This is a genomic window from Myxococcus virescens, from assembly GCF_900101905.1.
Taxonomy (GTDB): domain Bacteria; phylum Myxococcota; class Myxococcia; order Myxococcales; family Myxococcaceae; genus Myxococcus; species Myxococcus virescens.
On record NZ_FNAJ01000002.1, the window covers coordinates 245,716 to 260,398 of the forward strand.

Genomic DNA, 14,683 nt, shown 5'->3' on the forward strand with positions numbered 1-14,683 from the left:
CTATGCCCCCGCCCTTGACGCCGCGACCATCTTAATCAAATGATTAAATCAATGGATTCATTCAAGGGATTCTTCCAGTCGCTGCCCCGGGTGGGAGCCTGGTTCCGCCAGGGGGACATCCAGCCCGAGGAAGTCCAGGTGTTCTGGCGGCACATGCAGCGGTGCTTCCCCACGGACGCGGTGTGCGGTCACGTGAGCCCCGCGCGGCTCTCCCCGCGCGCCGGCGTGGCCCCGGGGCATTGTCTCCACCTGCCTTTCGAGGTGGGCGTGCCCCGGGCCGGGTGGGACTTGTGGCGTCAGGTGGTCGCGTGCACGCACGCGGTCCAGCACGCGCTCCAGTTCGAAGAGGATGGCCTGGAGGTGTCCCGCGCTTCTTCCGCCGCGCGTGCCCGGAGTGAGGCGGAAGCGCTGCGGTGCGACCTGGAGTTGCACTTCTGGCGCCACGGCACCACACCGCCGCTTGGGAGTCTGGCCTGGCGGCTGCGCGCGCAGGGCTGTCACGCGGAGGACATCGCGGGGGCGGGGCATGTCCTCGCTTTGTCCGCCGCATCCATCCGGCAGGGGGCCGTGGAGAACGAGGCCTCGCACGTGGCGCTCCAGTGGTTGGAAGCGCACGTGCCCCATTTGCGGTGGGACCGGGCGTATCATTCCCGGGCGCGTTAGGAATGCGGCTGGGGGGAACCGGGCTTATCACTGCAAGGTGCCCCCCATGACCGCTCAAGAACGCATCGAGCGTGCCGCCAGCGCGCTGAAGGTCTTCCCCCTCCCGTCGGCGGTGCTGTTCCCGCACACCGTCATCCCGCTGCACATCTTCGAGCCGCGCTACCGGGCCCTCGTCCGGGACGCGCTCGCGGGCGACCGCGTCCTGGCGCTGTCCCAGCTCGAGCCCGGTTGGGAAGGCAACTATGGGGGCCGGCCGCCCATGCTGCCCATGATGTGCGCGGGCGTCATCGTCTGGGACGAACAGGTGGAGGAGGGGCGCTACAACATCCTCCTCCAGGGCGTGAGCCGCATCCGCATGACGTCCGAGCTGACGACGGAAAAGGCCTACCGGGAGGTGCTCGCGGAGGTGCTGCCGGACGTGCCCTACGAGGGCCCCGAGGAGGAGCAGCTGCGGCAGGCCGTCTTCGAGCTGGCCGGCCGCGTCCCGCCGTCCTTCGCGGAGAACCTGCTGCCGGTGGCCGCGCGGGCCCAGGGCGGCATGCTCGCGGACGTGGTGGCCTCCGCCGTCATCCCGGAGCCGGAGCGGCGGCAGGAACTGCTGGCGGAGCTGGACGTGCGCAAGCGCCTGGAAGGCGTGCTGGAGGACGTGGGGGCGCTCATCGGCAGGCTCCAGCCCCTGCGGCCCACTGGCCCCTTGAACTGAGCGGGTTGCGCTTGCCTTGTCCGGCGGGCCGCGCATTGCTGCGCGCCGGACGCGTCATCGAAAGGGACGGGAGCAACCATGCGGCTCGTGAAGCTCGGGCTTGCCAGTGTGAACACCACCGTGGGGTCCTTCACCCGGAACACGGACAAGGCGCTGGCGTTGGCGGGGAAGATGGCGGCGGAGGGCGTCACGCTGGGCGTCTTCCAGGAGCAGCTCATCGCCGGCTACCCGGCCGAGGACATGGTGCAGTGGCAGGGCTTCATGGACCGCCAGTGGCCGGAGCTGGAGCGCTTCGCGCGTGAGACGGCGCCCTTGCCCACCGTCTTCGTGGTGGGCGTGGGCGTGGCCCACCAGGGCCTGCGCCTCAACTGCGCGGCGGTGGTGGCCGGTGGCCGCATCCTGGGCCTGGTCCCCAAGGAGAAGCTGCCCACCTACAGCGTCTTCTACGAGGCGCGCACCTTCGGCCGCGGTCAGCCGGGCATGGCGGAGGTCCACCGGGGTGTGCCGCTGGGGGACTACCTGTTCCACTTCGACTTCGGCGTGGTGTCCCCGGAGGTGTGCGAGGACATCTGGAGCGCGGACGGCCCCATGCGGCGGCGCACGTACTCCGGCGCGGAGCTGGTGGTGAACCTGTCCGCGTCACCCTTCCGGCTGGGCTTCGTGGAGACGCGGCGTGAGCTCATCGCCACCCGCGCGGCGGACCACCAGTGCACCATTGCCTACTGCAACGCGGTGGGCAGCAACGACGGCCTCATCTTCGACGGCGGCGGCTTCCTCAACCAGAACGGCCGCCACGTCATGGAGACGCCGCGCTTCCAGGAAGGCTACGCGGCGGCGGTGGTGGACCTGGACCGCACCCTGCGCCTGCGCGCCGAGGCCACCACCTGGCGCGTGGACCGCGAGTCATGGCTGGCGCAAGGCGGCCAGGCGGTGCCGGTGCTGGACTGCACCCAGGTGGTGCACACGAAGCGCGACGCGCTGACGTACCCGGTGCCTCCCCACCGCAGCTTCTTCCTGCCGTCTCCGGACACGCGCCGCACCGCGCGAGATGCGCTGTGCGAGGACATCCTGGACGCGCTCTCCCTGGGCGTGGGCGACTACTTCGAGAAGACGCGCGCCTTCAAGGTGCTGGGCATCGCGCTGTCGGGTGGACGGGACTCGCTGCTGACGCTGCTCATCGCGCACCGCTACGCGAAGCGCGCGCGGCCGGAGAACCCCGGTTCGCTCATCCAGGCGTTCTACATGCCCAGCCGCTACTCCAGCGACGCCACGCGCGACGCGGCGGAGACGATTGCGCGCGAGCTGGGCGTGGCCTTCCAGGTGGTGTCCATCGACGAGGCCTTCGAGCGCGAGCGCGAAGTCGCGAAGACGATGCTGGGCGGCAAGGACGTCACGCCGATTACCGAGCAGAACATCCAGGCCCGCCTGCGCGCCCAGCGCATGTGGAACTGGAGCAACTCCTGCGGCGGACTCTTCCTGCAGACGGGCAACATGAGCGAGAAGTCCGTGGGCTACACCACCATCGGGGGAGACCTCATGGGCGCGCTGGCCGTCATCGCCAACGTCCCGAAGACGGTGGTGATGTACCTGCTCGACTACCTCCAGGACACCACGGGCTACGAGGGCATCCGCAAGGTGCTCGCCAAGCCCGCGGGGCCGGAGCTGGCGCATGACCAGGTGGGCGAAGAGGAGCTGATGCCCTTCCCCATCCTCGACGCCTGCTTCTACCTGTACGGCAGTGAGAAGCTGACGCCCGCCGAAATCCTCCAGGCGCTCACCGCCATGTTCCCGGAGGTGGCGGCATCCCGGCTGAGCGGCTACGTGGAGAAGTTCGTCCGCCTCTTCCAGCAGTCCATCTACAAGTGGGTGCAGTCACCGCTGTCGCTCCACATCGGCAACCTGGACCTGGACCGGGAGCGCGCGTTGCAACTGCCCGTCGTCACCGGCACGGAGTGGATGCGGCAGGGGTAGCACGCTGCCATCCGCTGCCCGCATCGCGCAGGTGTGGGCAGTCCTCCACGCCCGGTGGCCTGCCCCCCGGGCAATTACCCCCGGGGGTGAGTGCCGTCTCCGCGCCTTGCCGGACGTCGCGCGGGAAACAACCTTCATGTCTGCCACTCGACGATGGAGGCATGGATGAAAGCGAAGATTCTGGCGGGCGCCGTTGCGGCGCTCATGTACGGAGGCGTTGCTGTTGCCAATGACGGCGACTGCCCGCCACCGCAGGCCAGCACCAGCCAGGGCCAGCAGGACGCGATGGTGGCCCAGGCACAGCAGGAAGACCTGGGCGGTGATGACCTGCTGCAGGAGGACGACACCATCATCCTGGAGACGGAGCCCGTTCCCGACGTCTCCGGTCAGCAGTCGCAGGGCAGCATGGGCATCGGCGGCAGCGGCCAGCAGCCCTCGAACGCGCAGGGCGAGGTCTACATGAACATGCCCGTCCGCTGCGAGCCGGTGGGCCAGCAGGGCACGGGCGGCAGCGGCCAGGAGTCCATGACGCCGCCTCCCGCCGCGCCCCAGGGCACGCATGACAGCGAGCAGCTCATGGTGCCGCCGGCGCAGCCGTTGGGCACGGGCGGCAGCGGGCAGCCTTCCTCGAAGCCTGTCTACCCGGAGCCGGAGTCCGCGTACCCGCCCCCGGAGGGCGCCACGGGCGGTAGCGGCATCGCCACGACGCCGCCTCCCTCCAACTTCCAGCCGTCGGCCGAGCGCGCCGAGCCGATGAAAGCGGAGAAGCACGAGGAAAAGAACAAGATCAAAGGCCTCTCGGTGATGCTGGGCGGTGGTGTGGAGGGTTACACCGGCGCGCTGGCTCCGCAGCTCAGCCCCGGTGCCACCGCGGGCGTGCGTGCCGCCATCAAGCCGTCCAAGGTGCTGGGCCTCGAGCTGGGCTACACGGGCGCGCTGAACAACATCCGCCACGCGGAGACGGGCGCGAGCGGACCGGACCTCGTGCGTAACGGTGGTCAGGCCGTCCTGACGCTGGGCATCGCGCCCACGGCGTGGCAGCCGTACCTGCTGGGCGGCATCGGCATCAACGACTACAACTTCCGGGGTGGTGAGTCCCTGGGGTACCGCGATGACACCGTGGGCAACGTGCCCGCGGGCTTGGGGCTGCGAGGCCACGTCGGCCACTTCGTCGTGGACGCGCGCGCCAACTACAACTTCCTCTTCGACAAGGACTTCGCCCCGGGCATCGAGCGCGGCGGCGGTGACTTCGAGGGAGGCGGCAGCTACCAGGGCACGGTCAGCATCGGCGGTACCTTCTGACGCGAAGATGAAGCCCCAGGTGGTTTGAGCAGGAATCGGTGGCGCGGTGCCCGGTAGCCAACGGGCCCGCGCCGCTGTGTTTTCCAGGGGGGCATGGGCGCCGAGGTCGCGCTAAGGTGCCGTCCTTTCACGCGGTCAGAGGAGCGTTGGATGGGTTTGAATGTGGAAGACGTGAAGGTGGGCACCGGCACGGAGGCAACGGCCGGCAAGTCCGTTACCGTGCACTACGTGGGGACGCTGACCAGCGGCTCCAAGTTCGATAGCAGCCGGGACCGGGGCCAGGGCTTCACGTTCCGCCTGGGCGCCGGGCAGGTCATCGAGGGGTGGGACAAGGGCGTGGCCGGCATGAAGGTGGGCGGCGTGCGCAAGCTCACCATCCCGCCGGAGATGGGATATGGCGCGCGAGGGTTCCCGCCCGTTATTCCCCCCAACTCCACCCTGCTGTTCGAGGTGGAGCTCCTGGACGTTCGTTGAAAGCGAGGACCTGATGGCGGCGGTCGAAATCACCAAGGACAACTTCAAGGAGACGGTGTCCAAAGAGGGCATCGTCATCCTGGACTGGTGGGCGTCGTGGTGCGGCCCCTGCCGTGCCTTCGCACCCATCTTCGAGCAGACCTCGAACAAGCATCCGGACATCGTCTTCGGGAAGATTGATACGGATGCCCAGCAGGAGCTGTCCGGGGCGTTCGAGATTCGCTCCATTCCCACGCTCATGGTGTTTCGTGACGGGATTCTCCTGTTCGAGCAGCCCGGAGCGCTTCCGGCCGCCGCGCTGGAGGACCTGCTCAAGCAGGTGAAGGCCCTGGACATGGAGCAGGTCCGCAAGGAAGTCGCCGCCAAGCGCGGTGAGCCGCCGCAGGCCTGACGGCTGCTACCAGGTGCCGGGTGGGGGGCCGGTGGCATGTTCGCCGCCGGCCACCCGCTGCGTTTCAGGGCCCGTGCACCTGGGGGGCTGGAACGTGAGGGCCCCGGGGTGTGTTGTCGGAGCGTGGCTCGCACCGGTCATGCCCGGATGGGTCGGCCAGCGGAGCCGCGTATTCCCACCTCACGCCTGGATTCGATGCCGCCTTCCGTTATTCGAGACGCCCCGGGTGAGGACGCGCCGCGCGCGCGCATCCTCCTGGTGGACGACACGCCCGCCAACCTGCTGTCCCTGGAAGCCATCCTGGAGCCGCTTGGCCAGGAGCTGGTGCTGGCCCGCTCCGGCGAGGAGGCGCTGCGCGAGCTGCTGCGAGGAGAGTTCGCCTGCATCCTCATGGACGTGCAGATGCCAGGGCTGAATGGGTTGGAGACGGCGCATCTCATCCGGGCGCGCGAGCGCACGCGCTACCTGCCCATCCTCTTCATCACCGCGTTGAGCCGCGAGGCGGCCTTCGTCACCCGGGGCTATGCCCAGGGGGCGGTGGACTACCTGCTCAAGCCCGTGGACCCGGACATCCTGCGCGCCAAGGTGCAGGTCTTCGTGGCGCTGTACCTGCGCGGCGAGGAGGTGAAGCGGCAGGCGGTGGAGCTCGCGGAGCGGCGCCGGTCCGAGGAAGCGGCGCAGCGGGCCTCCGAACTGGAGCAGCAGCTCATGGGCATCGTCGGCCACGACATCCGCACGCCCCTCTCCGTCGTGCTGACGACGGCGAAGAGTCAGCTCGCCAGTGGCGCGTTGGAGCCGGCGCAGCAGAAGGCGTTCGAGCGGGTGGCGCGCAGCGGCGAGCGCATCCAGCACATCGTGGACCTGCTCACGGACTTCACCCGCTCGCGGCTGGGGGGCGGCATCCCCGTCATCCCTCGGGCGGGCGACCTCAACGAGCTGTGCCGCGAGGTGGTGGACGAGCTGCAGGTGGCCCGGCCGGGCCGCATCATCCGGTGCGACTTCTCACGCGACAGCCTGCACGGCGTCTGGGACCTGGAGCGCATGGGGCAGGTGGTGGCCAACCTGCTGGACAACGCCTTGAAGTACAGCCCGGAGCCGTCCGCCGTCCGCCTCTCCACCTGGGAGAAGCCGGACGCCGTCTTCATGGAGGTCCACAACGAAGGCGCGCCCATTCCTCGCTCGCTGCTGCCGCACCTGTTCGAGCCCTTCCAACGGGGCGAGGACTCGCGGGAGCTGGCCCGCACCAGCCTGGGCCTGGGGCTCTACATCGCCCGGGCCGTCGTGGAGGCGCACCGGGGGCGGCTGACGGTCCGCTCCTCGGAAGCCGAGGGCACCACCTTCCGGCTCTGCCTGCCCCGGCGGGCGGACGCGCGGTTGCCCGCCGGCGGTGCGAGCGACGCGGGGGCCTCCCCCGCGCCCATGACGGCGTGACGCGCCGTCACTTCACCACGGTGCAGACGCCGCCGCCGTTGAGGTGGGCCTGATCCACCACGCTCTGGGTGATGAACTCCTGGAGCGTGCGCACGTCGAACGCGCCAGGCTGGTAGATGACGGGCTGGCCCTGGGCATCGCGCAGCTCGTTGCCATCGCGGCCCCGGAGGTCGGTGAGCTCCTGCGTGGCGAGCCCCTCGGGGGTGATGACGTGGTCCTCGCCCGCGGTGGCGGCGATGGCCTCGAAGCGCAGCTGCACGCCCCGGTGCGTGCCCAGCCGGTCGTAGAACATGTGCTCGGCGTGGATGGTGACCTCGGGGCGGGCCACGGAGCCCTCGGGGACGATGATGCCCTGCGTTCCGTCCGCGCCGTTGATGCAGTTGTTCATCAACACGTTGACGGGGAAGCCCATGCGGAAGCGCAGCACGGGCTCGCTCTGCTTCGTCGCGTGGCCTTCCACGAAGTAGCTGAAGCCGCGCTCGCGCATCATCGCGAGGTCCTCCTCGGAGACCTGCCCGTCCGCCAGTTCGGTGCGCGCTTCGGGCGGGCTCACCCGGAAGCCCACGTCCCAGCGGCCCGCCGGAACGCCCGTCAATTCCACCAGGGGGATGTCGCCCTTCTGCACGTCCACCAGCACGTGGCGGCTGCTGCGGTGGGTTTCGCCAGACGCGGAGGTGAGGGTGACGTCGCCCAGCGACACCAGGTAGCGGGTGAACTGGATGGACCAGCCATCCTGGAAGAGCGTGTCCGGGAGTCCTCGCTGCGTGCCATCACCGCCACTCATCGTGACCTGGACGTCGCCCGTGGCCACGTTGCCACAGGCCGTGCCCGCCAGGGCCCACACCACCAGGGTCGCGCACCACCACTTCCGGGACTGCCGCTGCTCCGTGTTCATGCAATAAGTAGTTAATTGCAACATGGTTGCGAGTCAATCGAGGTGTGGTGTATCTGAGGTGTGGATGCAACCCGGATGCATGGATTCCGCCCCAGGGCGGGCTGCTCCGGAACCTAGAGAGGTCATCACCCGTGTGGATTCCGACTCTGGTGCTCTGCGTGCTGAGCGCCACGGGCGAGCTGCCTGTGACTCCACCCGTTCCGCTGGATGCGCCTGGGCCCGTGCTGCCCGCGGAGGTGCCTCCGCCCGAGGTGCCCGCCACCGTCCTGCTGCGGCTCACCATCGACCGTATGGGCGAGGTGTCCCAGGTGGAGGTGCGGCAGTCCGCGGGCGTGGCGTTTGATCGCGCCGCGATGAGTGCCGCGCTGCGCTGGCGGTTCCAGCCAGCGCGGCGCGGTGAAGAAGCCATCGACGTGCGGGTGGATGTGCCCGTCACCTTCGTGCCGCCGGTGCATGGCCACCACATCGAGCCCGTGGCTTCCGGACATGCCGGGGCGGATGTGTCTCCGGGCGAGGCGGTGGCGCACGGTTCGGGAGATGCGCGTGCCCCAGGTGGCGCCGCGTCGGAGACGGAAAGCCCGCCAGCCGCGCCGGCGGGGACGAGGCAGGACGCCTCTGAGACGGAGCACTCGGAGCTTCTGGGGCCCGTGGCGCCGCAGCCACCATCCTTCTCCACCACGGTCCGTGGCGCCTCCCAGGCACCGCCGCCGGTCGCCGTGGGCGACTTCCACATTCCGGTGGGACAGCTCGCGGACGTGCCGCGCCGCTCCGCGTCCGACCTGATGTTGCTGGCGCCCGGCGTCATGCTGGCCAACCACGGCGGCGAGGGCCACGCGGAGAGCATCTACATCCGAGGCTTCGACGCGGGAGAGGGCAAGGACGTGGAGTTGCGCCTCAACGGCGTCCCCCTCAACGAGGTGTCCCACGCGCACGGCCACGGCTACGCGGACACGTACTTCATCATCCCGGAGCTGGTGGAGTCCCTGCGCGTCACCGAGGGGCCCTATGACCCATCCCAAGGCGACTTCGGCGTGGCGGGCACGGTGGAGTACCAGCTCGGGCTGGCGCGGCGCGGCCTGACCGCGTCCCTCTCCACGGGCAGCTACGCCGCGCGGCGGCTGTCCCTGCTCTGGGGGCCGCCGGAGGCCAGTGAAGCCACTTTCGTGGGACTGCTGCTGCGTCAGGGCCACGGCTTCGGCCCCAACCGCTCCTATGCCAACGCGGGCGTCATGGCGCAGGTGGAGCTGCGCGTCGGCGACGAGTCACGGCTGCGCCTGTTCGGCACCAGCTATGGCTCGCGCTTCGCATCGCCGGGCGTGGTGCGGGAGACGGACGTGGTGGACTCCCGGATGCCGTGCGCTCCAGATTCGGACTCGCAGTTCTTCTGCTCCTACGGCCCCAACCAGGGCGGGGCGGGGCAGCGCCACATCCTCTCCGCTGAACTCCAGTCACGGCTGAAGCGCGGCGGGCGCTTCGTCCAGCAGGGCTACGTCATCCTGCGGCAGACGCGCATCCGCGACAACTTCACGGGCTTCCTGCTGGACACCACCCCGCCGGACGGAGAGCGCCAGCGCGGTGACAACACGGAAGGGTACTACCGCGGCTCCACCCTGGGCCTGCGGGGTCGCTACACCCCGGGACTGACGCTGTTGGGACAGCCGCAGCCGCTGGAGCTTGGCTACGTGGCCCGCTACGACGACGTGCGCACGCGCTCGCGCCGACTGAGGGACAGCGGCGGTGTGCCCTACGCCACCGTATTCGACAACCAGGTCCGCACCACGAACCTCGGGGCCTACGCCTCGTTGCGAGTCGCCCCCGTGTCGTGGCTCACCCTGCGCGGCGGCGTGCGCCTGGACACCTTCCTCTTCGGCGTGGACGACCACAACCGGCCCACCGAGGACCGCGATGGTCCCCGCCTCCCCGACGAGTCCCTGGAGGCCTACGGCTTCTTCGCCAGCCCGCGCGCCTCCGCCGAGCTTCGCCTGACGCCCCGGCTCACCTGGCTCACCAGCGCGGGCCTGGGCGCGCGCTCCAGCGACGCCGCCGCGCTGTCCGACGCGGAGCTGGCGCCCTACGCCCGCGTGGCCTCGGGCGAGACGGGACTGGGCTGGCGGCTGGACGGGCCGCTGGCGCTGGAGGCACGCGGCGCCTTCTTCGCCACGCGCGTGTCGCAGGACTTCGTGTTCGACGAGACGGTGGGCCGCAACCAGCCCGTGGGCGCATCGCAGCGGTTGGGCGCCTTCGTCAGCGCGCGCGGGACGCTGCGGGACCGGGTGGACATCCAGGCCTCGCTGGCCTGGGCGCGCGCCACGCTGCCGGTGCCTGGGGCCTCGGCGTGGAAGCTGTGGGATGGGACGGTGATGCCTTACATCCCGGAGCTGCTGGGCCGCGTGGATGCGTCGCTGCGAGGCACCACCCGCGTCGCGGGGCAGCAGGTGGACTGGAACGTGGCGCTGGGGCACAGCGCCATTGGCCCTCGGCCCCTGCCGCTGGACCGCTACAGCGCGCCCATCTTCCTGTTCGACGTGGGCACACGGGCCCGGTGGAAGGCAGTGGAGGTGGGGCTGTCGGTGGAGAACCTGCTCGACACGCGCTGGCGCGAGTCGGAGTTCAACTACGTGTCCAACTTCCGCGGTCCGGATGCGCCCGCCTCGCTGATGGCCACCCGCCACTTCACCGCGGGCGCGCCCCGCACCTTCATGGGCACGCTCACCCTGCACCTGGACCTCCAGGAGGACTCGCCATGACGTCTCCGCTGCACACCACCCGCCGCGCCTTCACGTGGATGTTGGGCACCGCGTTCGTGGGAGGCGCGTCCGCGTGTGGCCTCTCCGGCACGGGAGGCCGCGGCGTCACCTTCCGCATGGGCCTGCGCACCGCGAAGGCACCCGGGGAGGAATCGCTCGGCGAGTTCACCACCGACACGGGCTGGCGCATCCGCCTCTCGTCCGGGGTGATGGTGCTGGGGCCCATCTACATCTTCGAGAATGCCTCGCCGCTGGAGCCCACGGCCTCGGCGCCGCGCGTCCTGCGACAGCTGGGACAGTGGTTGCTGCCCACCGCGCACGCCCACGACGGGCACTTCTTCTCCGGCGGCACGGTGCTGGGCGAGTGGGACCGCGAGGTGGTGTTCGACCTGCTGGCGGAGGCGGGGGAGGTGCGGGAACTGGGGCGCTCGCCGGGCATCGCCGGGCTGGCGCGCTCCTTCTCGCTGCTGCTCCAGCCGCCGTCCCGGGCCCTGGGCGCGGAAGGGGCGGCGCTGGGAGGCCGGTCGATGATTCTGGAAGGAACCGCCTCCCGGCAGGAGACGCACGTCCCGTTCCGGGTGGCCCTGGACTTCCCGCCGCCCGTCGAGCTGCAACGGGTGGACTTCGTGCCCATCGCGGCGGAGCTCGACGAGGGCGGCCGCTTCGTCGTGGAGGTGCAGCCGCACTGCTGGTTCGAGGGCGCGCACTTCGACCGCGTGACGGTGCCCGAGGGCGGCGAGGTGGTGGACCTGACGCCCGACACGCAGGTGTACCGGGCGCTGACGCTCAACGTGCGCCGCTACACGGCCTTCGCCGGGACGTGGGAGCCCGCCTGACGCGCGTTCAGCGCGAGCCCTGCGGCACGGGCGTGGCGCCCTGGCTGGCGCCGCGCACCACCCCCAGCCAGACGAGCGACACGCCCATCCACGCCGCGCACAACGCGGTCCAGCTCTGCGGCGCGGAGGTGTGCATCAGCCACCACGTCACCGCTGCCCCCATGGCGAGCACCCGCCCCAGCTCCAGCGGAAGGCTCCAGCGCCGTGACTCCAGCATCCCGCTCCACGCGGTGGCCATGGCCCAGAAGAGCAGGCTGAGCACCAGCTTCTGCCAGCCGGACAGCGGCGAGGCGTGGTGGCTCACCAGCAGCATGAAGGGCATCGCCGCCAGCAACTGGAACACGAGGTAGCCGCGGACGCCGGGCAGCTCGGTGGACTGGAACTTCAACTCCACGCCGTCCTTTTGCCAGCCCACGGAGGGGCGCGGTGGCAGGTCCGCGGGCCGCCAGCCGGTGGGCATCACCCAGATGCGCAGCCGGTCCCAGTGGCTCTTGGTGGCCACCGCGTCGCTGACCAGCTTCCCCCATGCCTGGAAGTTGATGACGGTGGGGTCCCAGGTGTTGGGCGGGGAGGTGAGGCCGTAGGAGCACGCCTCCTTCTCCTCCTCGAAGGTGCCGAACAGCTTGTCCCAGATGATGAGGAAGCCCGCGTAGTTCTTGTCGATGTAGACGTCATTGCGCGCGTGGTGGACGCGATGGTGCGACGGCGTGTTGAGCCAGGACTCAATCCACCGGGGCATCTTCGGGATGACGCGCGTGTGGGGGATGAACTGGAGCACCAGGTGGAAGGCCACCATGGCCAGCACGGCCTCGGGCGGGAAGCCCACCAGCACCAGCGGCCAGTAGAAGAGGAACGAGAAGAGGCGCTGCGTCACGCTCGCGCGCAGGGCCACCGCGTAGTTGAGTTCCTCGGTGGAGTGGTGCGGCGAATGGGCGGCCCAGCCGATGTTGGTGCGGTGCCCGAAGCGATGGAACCAGTAGAAGAGGAAGTCCACGCCCAGAAAGAGCGCCACCAGCTCCAGCGGCGACGACGCACCCAGCTGCCAGGGCGCGAACTGCCCCAGTTGGATGAAGAGCGGGAGCACCAGCAGTGCCACCGCCACGTTGACGCACTGGTTGAGCACCGCGGTGCCCATGCTCGCGATGGAGTCCTGGAAGGCGTAGTACCCGTTGCGTCGGATGACGCAGTAGGCGAATTCCCCCAGCGCCAGGACGATGACGAAGGGCGTGGCCACGGCGTAGACGTTGATGCTCATGCCGCCGGTGTATGGCGCCCGGAGGAAGGCCGCCTTAACCTGGGTTAAGCCCAGGTGCCTTCCGCTTGAGATACCCGAAGCTCTTCGAGCACATCACCGCGCTCGCGCCGCTTCCCGCCAGCGAATGGCTGAAGGCGGAGGCGTTGGCGCGGGAGCAGGCGCTGGACAAGCGGGCGCTCTTCCTGCGGCCGGGCGACGCCGCGGACCGCTTCGGGCTGGTGCTCCAGGGCGTCTTCCGCGCGGTGCGCGTCTCCGCTCGGGGCGAGGAGTCCATCAAGGCCTTCCGCGCCGAGGGTGAGTTCATTGGCGCCTACGCGGAGATGTTGCAGGGCCAACCCTCCATGACAGCCATCGAGGCGCTGGAGCCGGGCCGCGTGCTGGCCTTCCAGGCGCATGACCTTCAATCGCTGGAGGCCGGCCATCCCTGCTGGGCCCAGCTCGCCCGGCGGGTGGCGGAGCGTCACTACATCCTGAAGGAGCGCCGCGAGCAGGAGTTCCTCGACCTGTCCGCGGAGGAGCGCCTGGAGCGCTTCTGGCAGGAGCATCCCCACCTGCACGGGCGTGTCCCTCAGCGGGACGTCGCGGCCTACCTGGGCATCACGGAGGTGGCCTTGAGCCGCATCGTGTCACGACGCCGCAAGCGGGCGGAGTGAGCGCGGCGGCGCGGTCCATGGTTTCATCGAAGGCCGACCGCCATGTCCTCCCTCCCAGCCTCGCAGGACCTCCCGCAGCGGCCGTTGACCCGTGACGACGCCCGGACGCTCACGCTGGCGGCGCTGGGTGGCGCGCTGGAGTTCTACGACTTCATCATCTTCGTCTTCTTCACCAAGGTCATCGGCGAGCGCTTCTTCCCGCCCGATACGCCGGAGTGGCTGCGACAGCTGCAGGCCTTCGGACTGTTCGCCGCGGGCTACCTGGCGCGCCCGCTGGGCGGCATCGTCATGGCCCACTTCGGAGACCGGGCAGGCCGCAAGCGCATGTTCACGTTGAGCGTGTTCATGATGTCGGTGCCCACGCTGCTGATTGGCCTGCTGCCCACCTATGAGACCGCGGGCTACGCGGCGCCCCTGGCGCTGCTCCTGCTTCGCGCGGTGCAGGGTGCGGCGGTGGGCGGTGAAGTCCCGGGGGCCTGGGTCTTCGTGTCGGAGCACGTGCCCACGCGCAGGGTGGGGCTGGCGTGCGGAACGCTCACCGCGGGCCTCACGTTCGGAATCCTGCTGGGCTCGCTGGTGGCCACTGCGGTGAATTCGCTGCTGGGCCCCGAGCAGGTGAATGCCTACGGCTGGCGAGCGCCCTTCGTCATCGGCGGCGTGTTCGGCTTCCTGGCGGTGTTCCTTCGCCGGTGGCTGGCGGAGACGCCCGTCTTCGAGGAGCTGCGGCGGCGCAAGGCGCTGGTGCGGGAGTTGCCGCTCAAGGCCGTGCTGCGAGGCCACGGTGGCACCGTGGTGATGTCCATGCTGCTCACCTGGGTGCTCACCGCCGGCATCGTGGTGGTCATCCTGATGACGCCCACGTTGATGCAGACCCTGCACGCCATCACCGCCACGCAAGCGCTGGTCGCCAGCAGCGTGGCCACGCTGAGCCTCACGTTCGGCTGCGTGGCGTATGGCCTGCTCGCGGACCGGGTGGGCGTGGGGCCGTCGCTGGGGCTGGGCTGTGCGTTGATGCTCTCGGCGACGTATGCGCTGTACCTGGGCGCGGCGTCGTCGCCGGAGGCGCTGGTGCCGCTGTCCGCGCTGGCGGGCTTCTGCGTCGGCGTGGTGGGCGTGGTCCCCACCGCCATCGTGCGCGCCTTCCCCGCGGCGGTGCGCTTCTCGGGGCTCTCCTTCTCATACAACATGGCCTACGCCATCTTCGGCGGGCTCACCCCGCTGGTCGTCACCTTGATGATGAAGGCGTCGCCCCATGCGCCCGCGCACTACGTGGCGGCGGTGAGTGTCATGGGCGTGGGGATCGCGCTGCACCTGCTGCGCGCGGGGCGGGGCTCGGCGCTGCACCCCGCCACCGAGCGCTGA

Annotated in this window: 13 protein-coding genes; 11 read left to right on the plus strand and 2 right to left on the minus strand. The window is 70.0% G+C overall.

Features of this window, described 5'->3' with window-relative positions:
* Positions 1-51 precede the first annotated feature (51 nt).
* The 7 genes from BLU09_RS07640 to BLU09_RS07670 all read left to right on the plus strand — a co-directional run bounded on the left by BLU09_RS07640 (position 52) and on the right by BLU09_RS07670 (position 6,935).
* Positions 52-663 carry a hypothetical protein gene (locus BLU09_RS07640; RefSeq protein ID WP_090487736.1) on the plus strand — a complete coding sequence of 204 codons (612 nt, stop codon included), beginning with the start codon at positions 52-54 and terminating at the stop codon, positions 661-663.
* 46 nt (positions 664-709) lie between these two features.
* Positions 710-1,366, plus strand: coding sequence for an LON peptidase substrate-binding domain-containing protein (locus tag BLU09_RS07645; RefSeq protein ID WP_026114049.1), 657 nt, complete (start codon positions 710-712; stop codon positions 1,364-1,366).
* A gap of 78 nt (positions 1,367-1,444) precedes the next feature.
* Complete coding sequence (gene nadE, locus BLU09_RS07650) at positions 1,445-3,337, plus strand: NAD(+) synthase (RefSeq protein WP_090487738.1); 1,893 nt, start codon at positions 1,445-1,447, stop codon at positions 3,335-3,337.
* A gap of 90 nt (positions 3,338-3,427) precedes the next feature.
* Complete coding sequence (locus BLU09_RS07655; RefSeq protein WP_090487741.1) at positions 3,428-4,639, plus strand: hypothetical protein; 1,212 nt, start codon at positions 3,428-3,430, stop codon at positions 4,637-4,639.
* A 150-nt stretch (positions 4,640-4,789) separates the two neighbouring features.
* Positions 4,790-5,113 (plus strand): FKBP-type peptidyl-prolyl cis-trans isomerase, encoded by a 324-nt coding sequence (locus tag BLU09_RS07660; RefSeq protein WP_011556774.1) that lies wholly within the window; start codon positions 4,790-4,792, stop codon positions 5,111-5,113.
* 13 nt (positions 5,114-5,126) lie between these two features.
* Complete coding sequence (gene trxA / locus BLU09_RS07665) at positions 5,127-5,504, plus strand: thioredoxin (protein ID WP_090487744.1); 378 nt, start codon at positions 5,127-5,129, stop codon at positions 5,502-5,504.
* Positions 5,505-5,699: 195 nt separating this feature from the next.
* A complete protein-coding gene (locus tag BLU09_RS07670) occupies positions 5,700-6,935 on the plus strand; it encodes a hybrid sensor histidine kinase/response regulator (RefSeq protein WP_090487747.1) in 1,236 nt (411 codons plus the stop codon).
* A gap of 7 nt (positions 6,936-6,942) precedes the next feature.
* Here BLU09_RS07670 and BLU09_RS07675 read toward each other — a convergent pair whose 3' ends face one another.
* The gene (locus BLU09_RS07675; RefSeq protein ID WP_244171509.1) at positions 6,943-7,830 is read right to left on the minus strand and encodes a hypothetical protein; all 888 of its coding nucleotides are present in this window, start codon (positions 7,828-7,830) and stop codon (positions 6,943-6,945) included.
* 131 nt (positions 7,831-7,961) lie between these two features.
* On the opposite strand from BLU09_RS07675, the gene BLU09_RS07680 reads away from it, so the two are divergent.
* The gene (locus tag BLU09_RS07680; protein WP_186817859.1) at positions 7,962-10,577 is read left to right on the plus strand and encodes a TonB family protein; all 2,616 of its coding nucleotides are present in this window, start codon (positions 7,962-7,964) and stop codon (positions 10,575-10,577) included.
* A complete protein-coding gene (locus BLU09_RS07685; RefSeq protein WP_090487754.1) occupies positions 10,574-11,413 on the plus strand; it encodes a hypothetical protein in 840 nt (279 codons plus the stop codon). Before BLU09_RS07680 ends, BLU09_RS07685 begins: the two co-directional genes overlap by 4 nt.
* Positions 11,414-11,420: 7 nt before the next feature.
* Here the strand turns inward: BLU09_RS07685 and BLU09_RS07690 are convergent, their stop codons facing one another.
* Positions 11,421-12,668, minus strand: a complete 1,248-nt coding sequence (locus BLU09_RS07690; RefSeq protein ID WP_090487757.1) for a sterol desaturase family protein — start codon at positions 12,666-12,668, stop codon at positions 11,421-11,423.
* Between the two features lie 65 nt (positions 12,669-12,733).
* On the opposite strand from BLU09_RS07690, the gene BLU09_RS07695 reads away from it, so the two are divergent.
* Positions 12,734-13,321, plus strand: coding sequence for a Crp/Fnr family transcriptional regulator (locus BLU09_RS07695; RefSeq protein ID WP_090487760.1), 588 nt, complete (start codon positions 12,734-12,736; stop codon positions 13,319-13,321).
* Positions 13,322-13,363: 42 nt separating this feature from the next.
* Positions 13,364-14,683 (plus strand): MFS transporter, encoded by a 1,320-nt coding sequence (locus BLU09_RS07700; protein WP_090487763.1) that lies wholly within the window; start codon positions 13,364-13,366, stop codon positions 14,681-14,683.